Here is a 14,848-nt window from a genome sequence, read left to right as displayed (position 1 = left end):
GGGGAGAATTTAATCAAGGTCAAATAAACGGTTAAAATCTTCATTTTAAACGCCAGAACCTCCATCTTCTCCCATCCAGACTTTACTGTCGGCTCTGGAATCTCACCAGATCCTGCCATCACAAGGACGGCTCGCGGGCTTTGGAAACTAACTCTTTCCTTACCGCCGGTCGGGAATTTCACCCTGCCCCGAAGATAGATCATGTTATTTTGTTTTCGAGATAAGTATACTGCATCTGTTTCAATTTGTGAATACATTTGCTTACGAAACATCTTCCAGCAAATGTCTTTATCGTTGTACCGCGTTAATGTTATTGACACAATAATCGTAATATGATAAATTATCTGATATTTACTAGATGTACTTAGGGGGATAAACATGTACCGAATTCTTGTTTCAGATTCAATGAGTGCAGACGGTCTGCAGCCTTTACTCGAAGCAGAACACGTCGAAGTTGTCCAGAAAAAAGCTGCCGAAGCAGAAGATGAGCTTCATACATTTCATGCTTTACTGGTGCGCAGTGCCACAAAAGTCACAGACGAACTAATTGGAAAAATGACCTCTCTTAAAATTATTGCCAGGGCCGGTGTTGGAATCGATAACATTGATCTTGATGCTGCTACAAAGCACGGTGTTGTCGTCATTAATGCACCGGACGGAAATACCATCTCGACAGCTGAACATACATTTGCCATGATGACATCTCTCCTTCGTCATATTCCTCAGGCAACTGTATCTGTTAAATCCAATGAATGGAACCGGAATGCATTTGTCGGCACGGAGCTTTTCGGAAAAACGCTCGGAATCGTGGGACTTGGCAGAATCGGAACTGAAATTGCCAAGCGTGCACAGGCCTTCGGGGTAAATGTGATTGTATTTGATCCGTTTTTAACCCGCGACCGCGCAGCCAAAATATCTGTTAAAAGCGCCACATTGGATGAAGTTCTGACACAGGCGGACATTATCACCGTACATACACCGCTTACTAAAGAGACAAGAGGCCTGATTGGTGCTGAATCTCTGCCGAAAACAAAAAAAGGCGTTTATTTGCTCAATTGTGCACGTGGCGGAATTATAGACGAGAAAGCAATCATCCCTTATCTTGAAAACGGCCATATTGCCGGTGTCGCCCTGGATGTATTTGAAACAGAGCCTCCGGAAAATCATCCGCTATTGAAATTTGACAATGTCATTGCCACACCTCATTTAGGGGCCTCAACAAAAGAAGCGCAGCTGAATGTAGCCGCGCAGGTTGCACAGGATGTGCTCCATTTCCTTGATGGGAAAATCGTTACAACATCAGTAAACCTTCCGGCTCTGACTAAGGAAGTATTCGAAAAAATCCAGCCATTTTACAGGCTCGCCAAGAATATGGGCAATATCGTTTCCCAGTGCATGAAAGAGCCTGTTCATGATATTTCCATTAAATACGAAGGGTCTGTTGCAGAGCTTGAAACGTCGTTTGTGACAAAAAGCCTGATTGCAGGATTCCTGACTCCGCGCGTTGCATCAAATGTAAACGAAGTAAACGCAGGCATGATCGCCAAAGAGCGCGGCATCAGCTTCAGCGAAAAAATCACTTCGAATCAGTCAGGATACGAAAACTGTATTACGGTATCCATTCACGGGGACCAGACTACGTTTGAAATAAAAGGAACACATATTCCGCATTACGGCGAACGGATTGTCGGCATCAATTCCTTTAACATTGATTTCTATCCGGCAGGTCATCTTATTTATATTCAGCATACAGATAAGCCCGGAGTCATCGGACGGGTGGGAAGAATTCTAGGAGATCACGAAGTCAACATTGCAACGATGCAGGTGGGCCGGAAAAATGCAGGCGGAGAAGCCATCATGATGCTGTCGTTCGACCGCAAGCTTGATGATTCCCTTATTAAAACCCTTTCTGACATCGACGACATTGTATCCATAAAACCTATTGAACTGTAGGATTAAGCAAAAACGAGCAAGCAGATCATCTGCTTGCTCGTTTTACGTTCTTTTTACAGGCAGGTCAATGACAACTTTAGTGCCCTCTCCCACCTTGCTTGAATACGTGATGGTGCCGCCATGCGACTGGATGATTCTGTAGCTGACCGTAAGGCCGAGCCCTGTTCCTTTTTCTTTAACGGAATAAAACGGCTCTCCAAGGCGTTTCAGCCTCTCCTCTTCCATGCCTTCCCCGTCATCTTCAATCATGATGCGCGCTGATCCGCCTTCTTCAAAAAGAGAGATGGAAATCGTTTTTGATCCTGCTTCAATAGAGTTTTTTATAATATTGATAAAAACCTGCTTCAGCTGATTCGGTTCGCAGTCAATTTCCTTCATCCCCGCGTCTGATTGAAACACAATATTCACCCCGTACATATTCGCCTGTGATTCAAGCAGAGAAATGACACTGCACATCAGCTTGCTTACATTTGTTTTCGTAAAGCGGATGTTTTGAGGCTTTGCGAGAACAAGGAGCTCTCCGACAATCTCATTGATTCGGTCTAGCTCATTTTCCATAATCTCATAGTACAGTTTATTCACACTGTCGTTTTTGTTCATCAGCTGAACAAATCCTTTTAAAGAGGTGAGCGGATTTCTTATCTCGTGTGCAACGCTTGCGGCAAGGCCACCGACGACACTCAGCTTTTCTGCTTTTTGAAGGCGGTTCTCCGCTTCTTTCATCTGGGTGATGTCCCGTCCGATGACGACAAGGGCCTTTCTCGAACCGTCATCATTGAACAGCGGGACCTTAATCGTATCGAAGGTTTTAAAGCTTCCATCCGGCTGCGGAATCTGTTCTTCACTTCTGCTGACCGATCCGCTCATCCAGGTCTGCTCGTCCGATTCCTCGCAATAAAGCAGCGCGTCTCTGTAGAATTCCGTGTATTCAGCAAGATCCCTGTCCCGCTTTCCCTTGTAGTCCACTCCCTGCAGGTCAAACAGATTCAGCCCGAACGTATTTACCTCAATCCAGCGGCCTTCTCCGTCTTTAAAGTTTACAAAGTCCACCATTGAATTAATAAGCGACAGCAGCTTTTCTTTTTCCCGCTCAAGCTCTTGAAACTGTTCATTCTTGCTGATCAGGTATTTTATGAAGATAAAAGTGGCTGCAATAAAAAAAACAGCTTTTATTTTTGAAATCACAATAAACGTGTATATGTCATAATCAAGCAGTGCAATCAAGTGGTCTGTGCCAAATACCCACACGACGCTTAGTAAAACATAGAAATATAAAACCTTTTTCATTTTTGACATGTATGTCTCCCGAAAATTAAGATGTAGACTTCCATTTTACTACTAAATCCGGGAAAAGGGATAGGCATCGGCTGAAATTTTTAAATCAGACATGTTTTTTCAAGTAAAAAAGACCGCGGGCATCAGCCTGCAGTCTCCTTCTTCAATCTAATGGAACTTCTTTGCGCTCGCCTTTTGAAAATGTCATCAGCGATGTGTATCCAACTCTCTTTGCAAGAGCCACAGCCTGGTCATAATCGGCACCGACATCACCTGGGACATGTGCATCCGAAGACAGGACGATTGGAATTTGCTTTTGATGGCATAGCTTTAACAGCCTTTCATCAGGATACAGTTCGCCGACAGGCTTTCTGAGCCCTGCAGTGCTGATCTCAACGCATGTCTTGGACTTGGCAAGAGCATCTGTCGCCCGGTCATACTGCTTCATTAGAAACTCTTCGTCATCCGGGACATATTTAAAAATTTTGACAAGGTCCAGGTGGCCGACGATGTCAAACAGATTCGACTGGGCAAGGGTTACGACCTGATTGAAATAGTGCTCATACACTTCTTTTACATCACGCTTGTCCCATTCATGCAAATATTCCTTCAGGTCAATTCCAAAGTCATCCACCCAGTGGATGGAACCGATCACATAATCAAAATCATATGTATCAATAAACGATTTCATTTCAGCATGCCTGCCTGGTGTATAGTCCATTTCAATTGACATTTTCACATCAATTCCCTGATTCCATGCTTCGTGAAAAAGAGACACGTAGTCCTTCATATCATAGTAGCGCCTCTCGTCTACCCATGGGTTGCTCAAAATGTTTTTTGTCTGATAAAAATGATAGGCATGTTCGGAAATGCCGAAATGCTGTATGCCTTTAGCGGCAGCTTCATCTGTAAATTCCTTTAAATAATCAAGCGTCAGAGTGCCTCTTTCGAGATGATTGTGATAGTCGGTGCGCATTGTCTGCTCCCTCCGCGAAGTTTTGTCCTATTATATCGCTTTTTGGAAAGTGTGACAATGTATTTTCAGTTTATTTAGAAGAAGCTGAAGAATGTGTGATTTTCAAGGTTTGGGCAGGAAAAATAGCTTCAGATGACAGGTCATTTTCTTGCTTCAGCTGCTGAACAGTGATTTGAAGCTGTTCTGCTATCGAATACAGGGTGTCCCCTTTTTTAACGGTGTACTGGCTGACGGAAGCCATTCTTTGCTCAATCATCAGCTTCTGTCCTGCGTATAGACGGTCAGATACAAGGCCGTTTATTTTCTTCAGTCCATCTACGCTCAGTCCATTTCTTTTGGCAATCCCCCACAGCGTGTCCCCTTTTTGGACAGTGACAGATCCATCTTCGGCAGCAGGCTGTGCAGTCGCGGGAACGGCTTCAATAGAGTGGGCTGCCACCATGATAAATGGATCTACAGCCTGTTTTTTGTCGTATGTCCATTTTCCTTTATGTACTTCAAAATGCAGGTGAGTCCCTCTGGATACACCCGTGTTGCCGATCACACCGATTTTTTGGCCCCTTGCTACTTGTTCACCTTCTGAAACGGTCCTTTTGCTCAGATGGGCATAGACCGTTTCATATCCTTCAGGGTGAGAAATAAAGACGACATGGCCATATGTATTCGAAAGATAGGATTTTGTCACTGTTCCTGACTGTACAGCGGAAATGGCCGTTCCTTCAGGTGCTGCAATATCAATTCCTTTATGTTTTCCGCTTCTTGTTCCAAATGTGTCTGTTATTGTGCCCTTGACGGGATGAATCCAGCTTTTGTCTTCAGCTGGACTTTCTGCTTTTGCGAGTGTTCCTCCGACAAAGAGCAGCATGACGCAAATTCCGACAATCAGAGCAATGGATAACCTTCTCAGCAAATCTAACATGAGTTCCCCCTAGTTTGTTCATTTGTCAAAAAATGACCAATACTAGTATTATGCAGTCTTTGCCAATTCATACGTTAAAGTTGTGTGAAGAGGGGGGTTTTGGGTGAGGGTTATTCTTACAGCATTCTGTTAGATAAGGCCTAATTATTCTTCTCTAATCTTTAAAGGGAGCCTGACTTTGTGATGATTGTTGGTTTGAAGTGATACCCGTTTCCTTGCGCTCCAGTCACTTGCTTTCCGCGGGGAGTGCCGGGAGCCTCCTCGGCCAGCCTGCGGGGTCTCCCGTGCCCTCTTCATCCCGCAGGAGTCAAGTGCCTTCCGCTTCAGTCCACTGGTGAGTGGTGATTCTACTTCAGTCAGGAATATATAGTTTAAAAACCTTGATATATAAACTGTGACGGTTCCAATGGTTAAGTACTTGGGACAATCTAGATTAAATCAAGATTTGCACCGCATTTAGCTGAGGTTTTTGCAGTATAAAAACTCAGTTCATTTTTGAACTGAGTTCATTAGTTATTCAATTGGAGCCTTCGATAGCTTAAGAATGTAAATAGTTTTATTCTTTTTCAACCCTTTTCCAAAATGCCTTTCTATTGTCTCTCTCCGCTATCCAACCAAGAGGTAAATCCCCAATTGAAGCAAGGGAATTATCAATCTCCAGCATTTCTTCAAGAGAAACTATTCTTGCGCAGTCTATATCAAATTTCATTGACCCATCAAAAAATTGCCACATACCATCTTCTTTATCGTGCGACACATACAATACAGGTTTTGTTCCATCTATTATTTCTTTTGTTGTGATGACCATTGTATCAGGAGCATCTTTAAAATAAATCATAGTCACACCATCCATATCCATAGCATAGGCATTAGGAGGTAACAATCCAGCCATTTAAGGATTATCAACAGATACCGTTTCTTCAAACTTCAATCCAAAGTAACTATATGTTATATGCAAACTTTCTATGGGTTCATTATGTACAACACTTATTCCATAACTTTTATCATTTTTAGTTGCCGTTCCATCATTCATCTTTTCTAGTTGGGTTATTGGAGATGTGTCGGACTCAATGTCGATAGTTTCGATATTACTAATGCCAAATTCGTTTTCGTCAAACGTATTAGATATAACAAAACCTTTAAGGGGATTCGTGACCTGTATTTTAAGCTTTATAGGTTCGTTGTAATTATTTACTAGAACTTCATTAATCTTCAGCTTTCCAAACCCCTCATTCCCTATTGCAACAACAACTGCTTTATTATCTTGTGTTGAACCAACTGTACCACTGACCAATGGAGAATTGATTTTGAGAAAAGAATAAAGTCCAACAAATACTATTATTATGCTTAGAGCTATAATCACAATGAATTTCTTCATATTCCTAAACCCCCCCATACTACTCAATCCCTTCCGATTCCTTACTATGAAGAGGCGATCACATTGTGCAGAAATCGCCTCCGATTGTTAAATATCAAAAAATGAATTTAATGAAATAGGTCACTAATTTCTAAGAGGGCTTTTCTTGATTCTTCTATTTTATATACTTCCAGTTCAAATGAACCTTTTTGTTGTATAGATTCAAGAACCGGATTAAGATCACTTGAATAATACGTTTTATTGAATGTATATCTGATTTGACAAATTGAAGGACTTACCTTATTCGCATTAATAATCACTTCTTCAGGGCTCATACTTGTAAAAGCATGCTGAAATGTATCTATAAAAGAAAGATCTTTGCTTTCACCCAAAAATTTTTCAATGCTTGATAATTCAATCCAGACATTTGGTAAAGATGCTGTAAATCCCCGATTATGAACTTCTAAGTCTACACATATGCTTGGTAAACGATATTCCACTTCTTTTAATATAAATTCGAAATAAGAGAACGCATCTGTTGAAAACATCTTTGTCATCTATAACCAAATCCTTTTTATTGCTTCAATAAATATAATCTTTCGTAAAAGAGGTATGTACTTATGTGCCGCAATCTATTGATGTCTAAAATCATATTTGCCACTGGGAACCTTTAATGTATGACCGTTTATTACTACAGTATCATTGTCTGTCCAAGTAATATTTGCAGAGTTTTCACGATAATTCCAATATATATTTTTAGATTTGTTTTCTTTATTAAATACTAATTCACCTCGAAGTGAATAAGAAGTGGTTGCTCCTCCATTTGTGATATATGCTTTTAAGGTGTACTTCCCATCCGGTGATTTAACTTCAGTAAGATATGATCCTGTCGGCAGCCTGTTCATATCATAAAAGGCCCAGTAAACTCCATATCCTAAAAAAGCCATTACCAATAATCCAACTATTGAAATTCTAATAAATCTCACTTTGTACTTTCTATTTACATCATCTTCAGAAGCCGTATTTTTCTGTTTAAAAAACATATTTAATACTCCTTTACCTAAATCAAATTACATTTACTACATCACTCCTGCCTTAAGATTTTCAATTAGTCTTTTAATGGCATCTACTACTAATACAGGTTCATCATTTTGTATATAATGTGTACTATCTTCAGCAATCATAAATTCACTGATAGAAGATATTTGAAGAAGTTCTTCTTGCATTGTATTCCATAAATCTTGTGACTTGGGTGTATAGTGATTTTTTTTGCCGGCAGAAAGGACTATTAAAGGAATGTTTAATTTCTTTTGGTCTTCTTTTAATTGATTTAAACTTTGCATAAATTCTTCATAATTACCTTCGTGAACAAATTGCTTATTGTATGCTTCTTGAAAATCTTCGGACATCGTTGGAAGAAATCTTTCTCGGTAATCCTCCGGAGTAGAGTCTACTAGAAGCAGCCCACATACATTCTCAGGGTATTTACTCGCAAATAACCGTGCATTTACTCCCCCAAAAGAGTGTCCTACAAGTATATATGGAGGAATTATATTCAGTTTATCTAAAAGTTCTTTCAGTTCCTTTACCATCTCTCTGCTATTCCTGGGATTAGTACTTGGTTCGCTTCTGCCTAGACCTGCTCTATCAAATACAATAACTTCTGTCAGCAAAGAAACTTCGGAAATTATGGCATTCCACCCTTTTGAATAATCCCCATACCCGGCATCCATAACAACGGTTGGTTTCCCCTTTTTTTCTCCAAACAAGTTAGCAAACATTAAAAAGTCACATACTTTTATATACATCTCTTTAGACATCATGATAAAATCCTCACTTTTTTGTTCCTTTGATATTAGACAATATTTAAATTAACTCCTCTAACGAAATAACCAATATTTACAATAATATCACAAATATCCCATCTGCCATCCAGATAAATCTAAAGCCATAAATAAAATCACAGCACCCTCCTGCTTCTTTTCATAACGGCAAAAAACCCGCAAGCATCATGCTGCGGGTTTTTCCTTCTATTCTTCAAGATCAACGGGGTTTGGCGAGAACGGAACGGGCACGGCCTGTGTTACGTCCATTTCACCAATTCTGCCGGCTTCGATTCCTTCGAATTTTACACTCTCGTAGCCGAAATCTTTAGCGGTCATCAATATCGCTTCGAGCATCAGTGTGTCTGTTTCGTTATCATCAATTGTTGAGGCGTCTGTAAATTCAATGGTTACTCTATTATCTGATTCTATTATTTCATCGATGACAACTGTTTCTTCGATCACCGGTTTTAACCCGAGTGTTCCTTTTTCCTTCATAGCCGTCAGGGCATCTGTCAGCTTGTTAAAGGATAGAAGGGAAGGCGCCAGGAGTTTAGGTGAGTCAAGGCTCTCCTGATACAGGAAATAGGCTTTCTTTTTGAACTTTGTGAATGTCAGCTTATCCTGATAGCCATACGCTCCGATTTCCGCTCCCTTTTCACTGCCGGTGAAATAGTCAGCCTGCAAGGCATCCTGCCAGCGGAAAGATTCTTCAAGTCCCTCGGTAAAGAGTCTGTTTTCCGTTTCTGAGCTGGAAGCAGCATATGCATTGCCTTTTATATCAACAGACATCCGGTCTTCTCCTGTCTCATACGAGAGCTTTGTTCCTGATAGCGGAGAAGGACTCAGTCCAGCGCTCCCCGGGTCAAATGAAGACAACGCCGTTTCAAAAAGAGTCATGTAGGAGTCAGAGGAATCGAACTGAAAGCTGAGCGGTATCGTGTTTTGAACCTGAAGATCGGGATAGGCAACCGTTACAATTGTCTGATTGCCCTTTGTCCTTGCTACAAATGACTTTTTCTCAGTCTCTGGTGAAGACTTTGCTTCTAATTTCATGTCTGCGTTCTCTTTCGGCGTCTGGCCGCTTTCGGCTGCTTTATCCGCACTGTCTTCAAATTTGCTTTCACTCATTTGGAAGTTCTGAAGGAAAAAGGGTGAAAGGATTAAAAGAATAAAAAAGGCGGCAAAGCTTGCAAGAGCCGGCGTTTTCCACTGAACTTGCTTTTTGTGCATACGTTCCTGCAAACGGGTGTAAATTTGCTGCTGCGAGCGCCGGTCTTTGATATCCGGCATTGCTTGAAGTTTGTCTGTAATCTGCTCATCGTTCCATTTTGATTGATTCATCCCTTTACTATTCCCTCCTTCCTGATCGAGTGTTCAGACAATTTATTTTTCAGAGCTTTCAGCGCTCTGTGCTGGGTCGTTTTCACTTTGCTTTCCGTAAATCCCAGGGCTGCTGCGGTATCCGCAATGGACATTCCCTGAATATACCTTAAGATAATGACAGCCTTCTGATCGACTGTGCATGCATCAAGCGTCCGGTAAACCATCTGCATCTCTTCATTTAAGGCAGCGATTTCCTCCGGAAGCGGCTGCTGATCCCGTATTTGCTCACGGTCCCAGTCAAACGCTTCAAAGATGCGCTGTTTGAGTGTTTTCTGTTTGCGGAAATAATCGATGGCAACATGTCTTGCAATGGAGAGGATCCAGGTTTTTTCACTGCTCCGTCCTTCAAAACTGCTGTGTGATTTCAATATTCGTATATACACTTCCTGAACGAGGTCCTCGGCCTGTTCACGATTCTTCACCATATAAAACAAGAACTGGAAAAGATCGCTGTGATATTTTTCATAAATTCTTTGAAAGGCCTCTTCCATGAACGAACCTCCAATCAATACATTAGTCGGAATGAAGAATAAAAAGTTACACATCTTTTACTATATCGGGATTGAATAAAAAAAGGAAGGCAGTTTCCGCCTTCCTTTTCAAAGAAATTATGACTCTTTCTTTTTAGTAAATACGATAGCACTTCTTTCATACTCCACATCTTTTGAACCGAGTCTGGCATTTGCCGCTCTCGCTGCCGCAAAGAAATAATCGGAAAGTCTGTTCATGTACGTTAAAACATGCTCATTGATTTCCGTTTCTTTTTTGAGCGAAACAATACACCGCTCAGCCCTTCTTGCTACGGTCCTTGCCACATGGATGGCAGCAGCAGCCTCTGTCCCTCCTGGAAGAATGAACCGCTCGAGCGGAGGGGATTCTGCAGTGTACGCATCAATGCGCGTTTCCAGAAACTCAATCATGTCAGGTGTTGTTTTATAGGGATGCTTTTGTTTGCCGTGGATGACAGCAAGATCGCTTCCGCAGTCAAAAAGTTCATGCTGGATTTTTTCAAATTCCTGTTTCATGTCTTTTAGGTTTTCATCGTTCATCCATGTCATGGCAAGACCGGTAAAAGAGTTTACCTCATCGATTGTTCCGTAGGCTTCTACCCTCAGATCATCCTTATCGACCCGGCCTCCAATAATGCTTGTTTTCCCTTTATCGCCGGTTCTAGTATACAAATTCATATTCAGCAGCTCCTGTCCTTTGTTCTCAGACTGTCTTGCCTAAGCTAAAAAGAAAGTCTCTCTCTTATTCTGCCATTATTTTATTGAAGTGTAACGCCATAATCGTTTTTATAGAGATAATACTGAAACGTTTTTTGCATGACCGGGTACAGCACGAGAAAGAAAATGCCGTTTCCTGCTGCATGCATCGTATCAAACGGGATTCCTGCAAGATAGTAGGCAAGTCCATTTTCTGTCAGGACAAACATATTCAGAGAAACGATGAATCCAAAAAGATATCCCGCAAGAACGGCTGCCGGGGTAAAAACGAGAAGTCTGTTTCTTTTAACCGCTTTTCCAAGCAGGCCGAAGATTAGAGCCAAGGTCCCCCAGGCAAGCATCTGCCAGATTGTCCACATGCCCATGCCAAGTAAAAGGTTGCTGAGAAAACAGCCCAGGACGGCGACAATCATTCCATTTACCGGACCGAGAAGGATGGCGGTTATAAGTATGACAGCTGTCATCGGCTGCACATTCGGAATGAACTGAAAAGTCAGCCTGCCTACAACGGACAAGGCAATAAGCAAAGACAGAAGACTGATTCTTCTCGTTGTCATTGTTTCTCACACTTATTCATAATTCCGCAGATCAAATTCAATCTTATCGCCGTCTTTCAGCTTAATGTCATTTGCTCCTGTCATGGCATCTTCCCCATTCACAATTAAATGCCAGTACGTTTTGTCGGATTCACTCGCCTTAATGCCGTCGATTCCGCTGATAAAGCCGCCTGACTCTTCTACTTCAAACTGGCTCTTCATTGCATCCATAAGGCTCTGGCCTTCTTCAAAAACTACTTCTTTCGATTCTACTTTCTCCGCCATCTCATTTTTAGTCAGCGTGACAGAGGCTTTCAGTTCCTCCGCCTGCTCTTCGCTTTCAGCAGCAGGTTTTGCTTCTTCTGTTTTATTTTCCTCTGCCGCATTTCCGCAGGCGCTCATCAGTGCAAGAAGAAGCACTGCGAGAAAGCTGTAAAATTTGTTCATGATCCATCTCTCCTCTTGTTGTTGTGTATGTATTGGAATAGCAAAAAGCCCATCTGTTAGAAGATGGGCTTTTAAAAACGGCATAGAAGAAACTGCAGGCACTGGTGCCATAACTGTGCCGTTTCTATGCTCAAATCCCCGAAGAATAGTAACGTTTGAAAGAACCCGGCAGGTCTACTGACTCGTGCTTCATCCTCAAGCCTGCACCTTCCCGTCTGAATCAGTCATTCTGACAGTGGTCTAAAAGCAGGTATTGTCTGCACTTACAGTTGCGGGGACAGTTCAGGCATCTCACCTGATTCCCTATTAAGCAAAGTTTGCACCAGTTTCTTTTCGTATTCACTTTTATATCCAGCTTTTATTGTACCTAAAACGACATGCGGCATCAACAGGTGTTTCGTATGAAACAAGAATATTCGTCACATTCTATCAGGAAAAACGTTTTTTCGAGGCAGATAGAAACTGAATGTGGTTCCTTCATTTACTTTGCTGTGCACATTAATCGAACCTGAATGAGCATCGACAATGTTCTTGGCAATCGCAAGACCAAGGCCTGTTCCGGAGCGGCCTCTCGTCCTCGCCTTATCTGCTTTATAGAAGCGTTCAAAAACAAACGGCAGATCTTCTTCGACAATTCCTGTGCCTGTATCCTTCACATCAACCTTTATCCCGGCCGCAACGGACTGCACGGCCATTTCGACTGTACCGCCCTCAAGAGTATGCCTGATTGCGTTATCCACTAGATTCGTCAGAACCTGTTCAATTTTATCCGGATCCAGAACAAACTCAGGTTCGTCGAGTGCAAAACTGGAGGTGAGCGTAATATCTTTTTCCCTCGCAAGTCCCTGGAACTTGCGGTTGATTTTTTCAATAAATTCATAAATGGAAATGCTCTCAAGATTGAGGGTGATATGCCCCGCTTCCATCCGGGCAAGATCGAGCAGGTCATTGACAAGCCGGCCCATTCTGAGCGATTCATCGTAAATAACCTGGGCAATCTCTTTTTTCTCCTCATCCGAGCTTGCAATATCGTCCACAATTGCTTCAGAATACCCCTGGAGCATGGCAATCGGCGTTCTCAGTTCATGGCTGACGTTTGCGATAAAGTCTTTGCGCAATTTATCAAGGCGGCGCTCTTCTGTCATGTCCCGAAGCACGGCTACCGCCCCCCGGACGTAAGACTGATTGTAAAGAGGGCTCATGACAAGCACCCAGCTTCTTCCCTGAAGAGTTACTTCAACGATATGCTCTCTTTCTGTATTGACAACCCGCTGGAACAATTCTTTTGCTTCCGGAGGAATTTCTTCCCCCTCGTTTATCTGCATTTTTTGTTCATAGTACCATGACTGCAGGAAGCGTTCCGCAGGGGGATTGGTCACAAGAATGGTTCCATCAATATTAAGTGTGATAACTCCGTCTGCCATACTGCTCAGAATGCTCGTTAAGTGCTCTTTCTCCTGATTAAGAGCGTTGATGTTAAACTTCAGCTGTCTCCCCATCTGATTGAACGCAATGGCGAGCTCACCGATTTCATCGTGGCTCAAAATAGGAACTTTTGTATCAAAATTGCCGCGTGTCAGCTCTTGTGTCGCCTCTCTCATTTTTCTCAATGGATAGGTAATTCTAGTAGACAGGAAGAAGGCAAAAACCGTTGTCAGAATGATGGCTATACCTGCTGCAAGAAGAATATATTTTGTCGTGTGCTCGGTCGTCTTTTGAACGGCCTGCAGGGACTGTGACATAAAAACGGCTCCGTCTTTGCCGTCGCTTGTTTTATAGGGAACACCGACTACAAGCACTTCCTCCTTGTTTCCGGAGTTTTTTTGCTGTTCTTCAGGCAGCCGGGTGAGCTTGCTTACATTTTTCTGATCCTGAAACACCTTTGACAGCTCTCTGTCAGCGCGGATGTCCTCCATGCTGAAGGTTGGTGTGTTATCATACTTTTTTGGTGAAAACCAGTATTCATTTACGTTCTCGGCTATCACAATGCTTGTCAGTTCATCCGCAAGCTCCCAGGTGATGGACCTTGCTAGCTCCTGGTCTTCATGGTTTTCCAAAATAACAGACACTTTATTGGCCAGCTGCGTCAGTTCATTTTCAGCTTCATCAACATGAAAGCTTTCAATAAACTGGAGCAGCAGAACGGTCAGGACAAACAAGACGAATGATACAAGAAGCAGAATGGTAAACCAAAGTTTACCGACTACGCTTTTCCAGAACATCATTCACTGCCTGCCTCAAACTTGTAGCCGACACCCCAGACCGTAACTATCATCGAGGCAGCATCGGGTGAAACTTTGCTGAGTTTCTCTCTAAGACGCTTAACATGTGTATCAACCGTTCTCAAGTCTCCGAAAAACTCATACTGCCACACTTCTTTCAAAAGCTTCTCACGGTCATACACTTTGTCAGGCGTTTTCGCAAGAAAATAAAGCAGCTCATACTCTTTAGGCGTTAAGCTGACTTCTTTTCCATCAGCAAGAACACGATGGGCATCATGGTCAATGGAAAGATGCGGGAAGACAATCACATTTTTGGCCTTTGTCTCTGTTTTAAGGAAAGAAGTCGTCGAAGAGCGTCTCAGCAGAGCTTTCACTCTCAAAACAACCTCTCTCGGGCTAAATGGCTTTACGATATAGTCATCCGTTCCGACCTCAAAGCCCTGAACTCTGTTCACTTCTTCCCCTTTTGCCGTCAGCATGATGATCGGGGTCGCTTTTTTCAGGCGCAGCTGTCTGCATACCTCAATGCCGTCAATGCCCGGCATCATTAAATCAAGCAGTATCAGATCATATTCTTCTGCAAGCGCCATTTCCAGCGCGTCGCTTCCGTTGTCGGCTTCTTCTATTTGATAATTTTCACGTTCAAGGTACATCTTCAGCAGTCTTCTGATCCTGTCTTCATCATCTACAACAAGTATTTTATAATTTGGATTGGTTTCCATTGTGCA

At 42.4% G+C, this 14,848-nt stretch carries 16 protein-coding genes and 2 riboswitches; of the genes, 1 reads left to right on the top strand and 15 read right to left on the bottom strand.

The window, feature by feature from the left end; all coding sequences use genetic code 11:
- Nucleotides 1–59: 59 nt before the first annotated feature.
- A riboswitch (FMN riboswitch) is annotated at nt 60–200 on the bottom strand.
- A gap of 178 nt (nt 201–378) precedes the next feature.
- Nucleotides 379–1,953 (top strand): phosphoglycerate dehydrogenase, encoded by a 1,575-nt coding sequence (gene serA / locus RKD52_RS08755; protein ID WP_454099411.1) that lies wholly within the window; start codon nt 379–381, stop codon nt 1,951–1,953.
- 42 nt (nt 1,954–1,995) lie between these two features.
- Here the strand turns inward: serA and RKD52_RS08750 are convergent, their stop codons facing one another.
- The 15 genes from RKD52_RS08750 to RKD52_RS08680 form a co-directional block, all read right to left on the bottom strand.
- The gene (locus RKD52_RS08750) at nt 1,996–3,249 is read right to left on the bottom strand and encodes an ATP-binding protein (RefSeq protein WP_454099410.1); all 1,254 of its coding nucleotides are present in this window, start codon (nt 3,247–3,249) and stop codon (nt 1,996–1,998) included.
- Nucleotides 3,250–3,391: 142 nt separating this feature from the next.
- A complete protein-coding gene (locus RKD52_RS08745; protein WP_454099409.1) occupies nt 3,392–4,204 on the bottom strand; it encodes a histidinol-phosphatase in 813 nt (270 codons plus the stop codon).
- 70 nt (nt 4,205–4,274) lie between these two features.
- A complete protein-coding gene (locus RKD52_RS08740) occupies nt 4,275–5,123 on the bottom strand; it encodes a LysM peptidoglycan-binding domain-containing protein (protein ID WP_454099408.1) in 849 nt (282 codons plus the stop codon).
- 556 nt (nt 5,124–5,679) lie between these two features.
- Complete coding sequence (locus RKD52_RS08735; RefSeq protein ID WP_454099407.1) at nt 5,680–5,961, bottom strand: hypothetical protein; 282 nt, start codon at nt 5,959–5,961, stop codon at nt 5,680–5,682.
- A 54-nt stretch (nt 5,962–6,015) separates the two neighbouring features.
- Nucleotides 6,016–6,501 carry a hypothetical protein gene (locus tag RKD52_RS08730; RefSeq protein ID WP_454099406.1) on the bottom strand — a complete coding sequence of 162 codons (486 nt, stop codon included), beginning with the start codon at nt 6,499–6,501 and terminating at the stop codon, nt 6,016–6,018.
- 107 nt (nt 6,502–6,608) lie between these two features.
- Nucleotides 6,609–7,037: a hypothetical protein gene (locus tag RKD52_RS08725; protein ID WP_454099405.1), complete on the bottom strand. Its 429-nt coding sequence runs from the start codon at nt 7,035–7,037 to the stop codon at nt 6,609–6,611.
- A 75-nt stretch (nt 7,038–7,112) separates the two neighbouring features.
- The gene (locus tag RKD52_RS08720) at nt 7,113–7,523 is read right to left on the bottom strand and encodes a DUF5412 domain-containing protein (protein ID WP_454099404.1); all 411 of its coding nucleotides are present in this window, start codon (nt 7,521–7,523) and stop codon (nt 7,113–7,115) included.
- Nucleotides 7,524–7,559: 36 nt separating this feature from the next.
- Nucleotides 7,560–8,300: an alpha/beta fold hydrolase gene (locus tag RKD52_RS08715; RefSeq protein WP_454101173.1), complete on the bottom strand. Its 741-nt coding sequence runs from the start codon at nt 8,298–8,300 to the stop codon at nt 7,560–7,562.
- A 210-nt stretch (nt 8,301–8,510) separates the two neighbouring features.
- Nucleotides 8,511–9,647 carry a GerMN domain-containing protein gene (locus RKD52_RS08710; RefSeq protein WP_454099403.1) on the bottom strand — a complete coding sequence of 379 codons (1,137 nt, stop codon included), beginning with the start codon at nt 9,645–9,647 and terminating at the stop codon, nt 8,511–8,513.
- Complete coding sequence (gene sigX / locus RKD52_RS08705; RefSeq protein ID WP_454099402.1) at nt 9,644–10,180, bottom strand: RNA polymerase sigma factor SigX; 537 nt, start codon at nt 10,178–10,180, stop codon at nt 9,644–9,646. Before sigX ends, RKD52_RS08710 begins: the two co-directional genes overlap by 4 nt.
- 117 nt (nt 10,181–10,297) lie before the next feature.
- Nucleotides 10,298–10,876 (bottom strand): cob(I)yrinic acid a,c-diamide adenosyltransferase, encoded by a 579-nt coding sequence (locus RKD52_RS08700; RefSeq protein ID WP_454099401.1) that lies wholly within the window; start codon nt 10,874–10,876, stop codon nt 10,298–10,300.
- Nucleotides 10,877–10,956: 80 nt separating this feature from the next.
- Nucleotides 10,957–11,472 carry an ECF transporter S component gene (locus RKD52_RS08695; protein ID WP_454099400.1) on the bottom strand — a complete coding sequence of 172 codons (516 nt, stop codon included), beginning with the start codon at nt 11,470–11,472 and terminating at the stop codon, nt 10,957–10,959.
- A gap of 12 nt (nt 11,473–11,484) precedes the next feature.
- A complete protein-coding gene (locus RKD52_RS08690) occupies nt 11,485–11,898 on the bottom strand; it encodes a DUF4430 domain-containing protein (protein ID WP_454099399.1) in 414 nt (137 codons plus the stop codon).
- A gap of 150 nt (nt 11,899–12,048) precedes the next feature.
- A riboswitch (cobalamin riboswitch) is annotated at nt 12,049–12,240 on the bottom strand.
- A 77-nt stretch (nt 12,241–12,317) separates the two neighbouring features.
- On the bottom strand, nt 12,318–14,123 hold the full coding sequence (locus RKD52_RS08685; RefSeq protein ID WP_454099398.1) for an ATP-binding protein: 1,806 nt from the start codon (nt 14,121–14,123) through the stop codon (nt 12,318–12,320).
- Entirely contained in the window at nt 14,120–14,842 is a 723-nt protein-coding gene (locus tag RKD52_RS08680; RefSeq protein WP_029566080.1) for a response regulator transcription factor, read from the bottom strand. Before RKD52_RS08680 ends, RKD52_RS08685 begins: the two co-directional genes overlap by 4 nt.
- Between the last annotated feature and the right edge of the window lie 6 nt (nt 14,843–14,848).

The sequence above is a fragment of the Metabacillus sp. SLBN-84 genome, from assembly GCF_053629595.1.
Note: the sequence above shows the minus strand (reverse complement) of the source record. Positions and strands in the feature narration are given on the sequence as shown.

Excerpts from the sequence above, each read along its gene's own strand:
- serA (WP_454099411.1), top strand. The coding sequence starts at position 379 with ATGTACCGAATTCTTGTTTCAGATTCAATGAGTGCAGACGGTCTGCAG.
- RKD52_RS08750 (WP_454099410.1), bottom strand. The coding sequence starts at position 3,249 with ATGTCAAAAATGAAAAAGGTTTTATATTTCTATGTTTTACTAAGCGTC.
- RKD52_RS08745 (WP_454099409.1), bottom strand. The coding sequence starts at position 4,204 with ATGCGCACCGACTATCACAATCATCTCGAAAGAGGCACTCTGACGCTT.
- RKD52_RS08740 (WP_454099408.1), bottom strand. The coding sequence starts at position 5,123 with ATGTTAGATTTGCTGAGAAGGTTATCCATTGCTCTGATTGTCGGAATT.
- RKD52_RS08735 (WP_454099407.1), bottom strand. The coding sequence starts at position 5,961 with ATGATTTATTTTAAAGATGCTCCTGATACAATGGTCATCACAACAAAA.
- RKD52_RS08730 (WP_454099406.1), bottom strand. The coding sequence starts at position 6,501 with ATGAAGAAATTCATTGTGATTATAGCTCTAAGCATAATAATAGTATTT.
- RKD52_RS08725 (WP_454099405.1), bottom strand. The coding sequence starts at position 7,037 with ATGACAAAGATGTTTTCAACAGATGCGTTCTCTTATTTCGAATTTATA.
- RKD52_RS08720 (WP_454099404.1), bottom strand. The coding sequence starts at position 7,523 with ATGTTTTTTAAACAGAAAAATACGGCTTCTGAAGATGATGTAAATAGA.
- RKD52_RS08715 (WP_454101173.1), bottom strand. The coding sequence starts at position 8,300 with ATGTCTAAAGAGATGTATATAAAAGTATGTGACTTTTTAATGTTTGCT.
- RKD52_RS08710 (WP_454099403.1), bottom strand. The coding sequence starts at position 9,647 with ATGAATCAATCAAAATGGAACGATGAGCAGATTACAGACAAACTTCAA.
- sigX (WP_454099402.1), bottom strand. The coding sequence starts at position 10,180 with ATGGAAGAGGCCTTTCAAAGAATTTATGAAAAATATCACAGCGATCTT.
- RKD52_RS08700 (WP_454099401.1), bottom strand. The coding sequence starts at position 10,876 with ATGAATTTGTATACTAGAACCGGCGATAAAGGGAAAACAAGCATTATT.
- RKD52_RS08695 (WP_454099400.1), bottom strand. The coding sequence starts at position 11,472 with ATGACAACGAGAAGAATCAGTCTTCTGTCTTTGCTTATTGCCTTGTCC.
- RKD52_RS08690 (WP_454099399.1), bottom strand. The coding sequence starts at position 11,898 with ATGAACAAATTTTACAGCTTTCTCGCAGTGCTTCTTCTTGCACTGATG.
- RKD52_RS08685 (WP_454099398.1), bottom strand. The coding sequence starts at position 14,123 with ATGATGTTCTGGAAAAGCGTAGTCGGTAAACTTTGGTTTACCATTCTG.
- RKD52_RS08680 (WP_029566080.1), bottom strand. The coding sequence starts at position 14,842 with ATGGAAACCAATCCAAATTATAAAATACTTGTTGTAGATGATGAAGAC.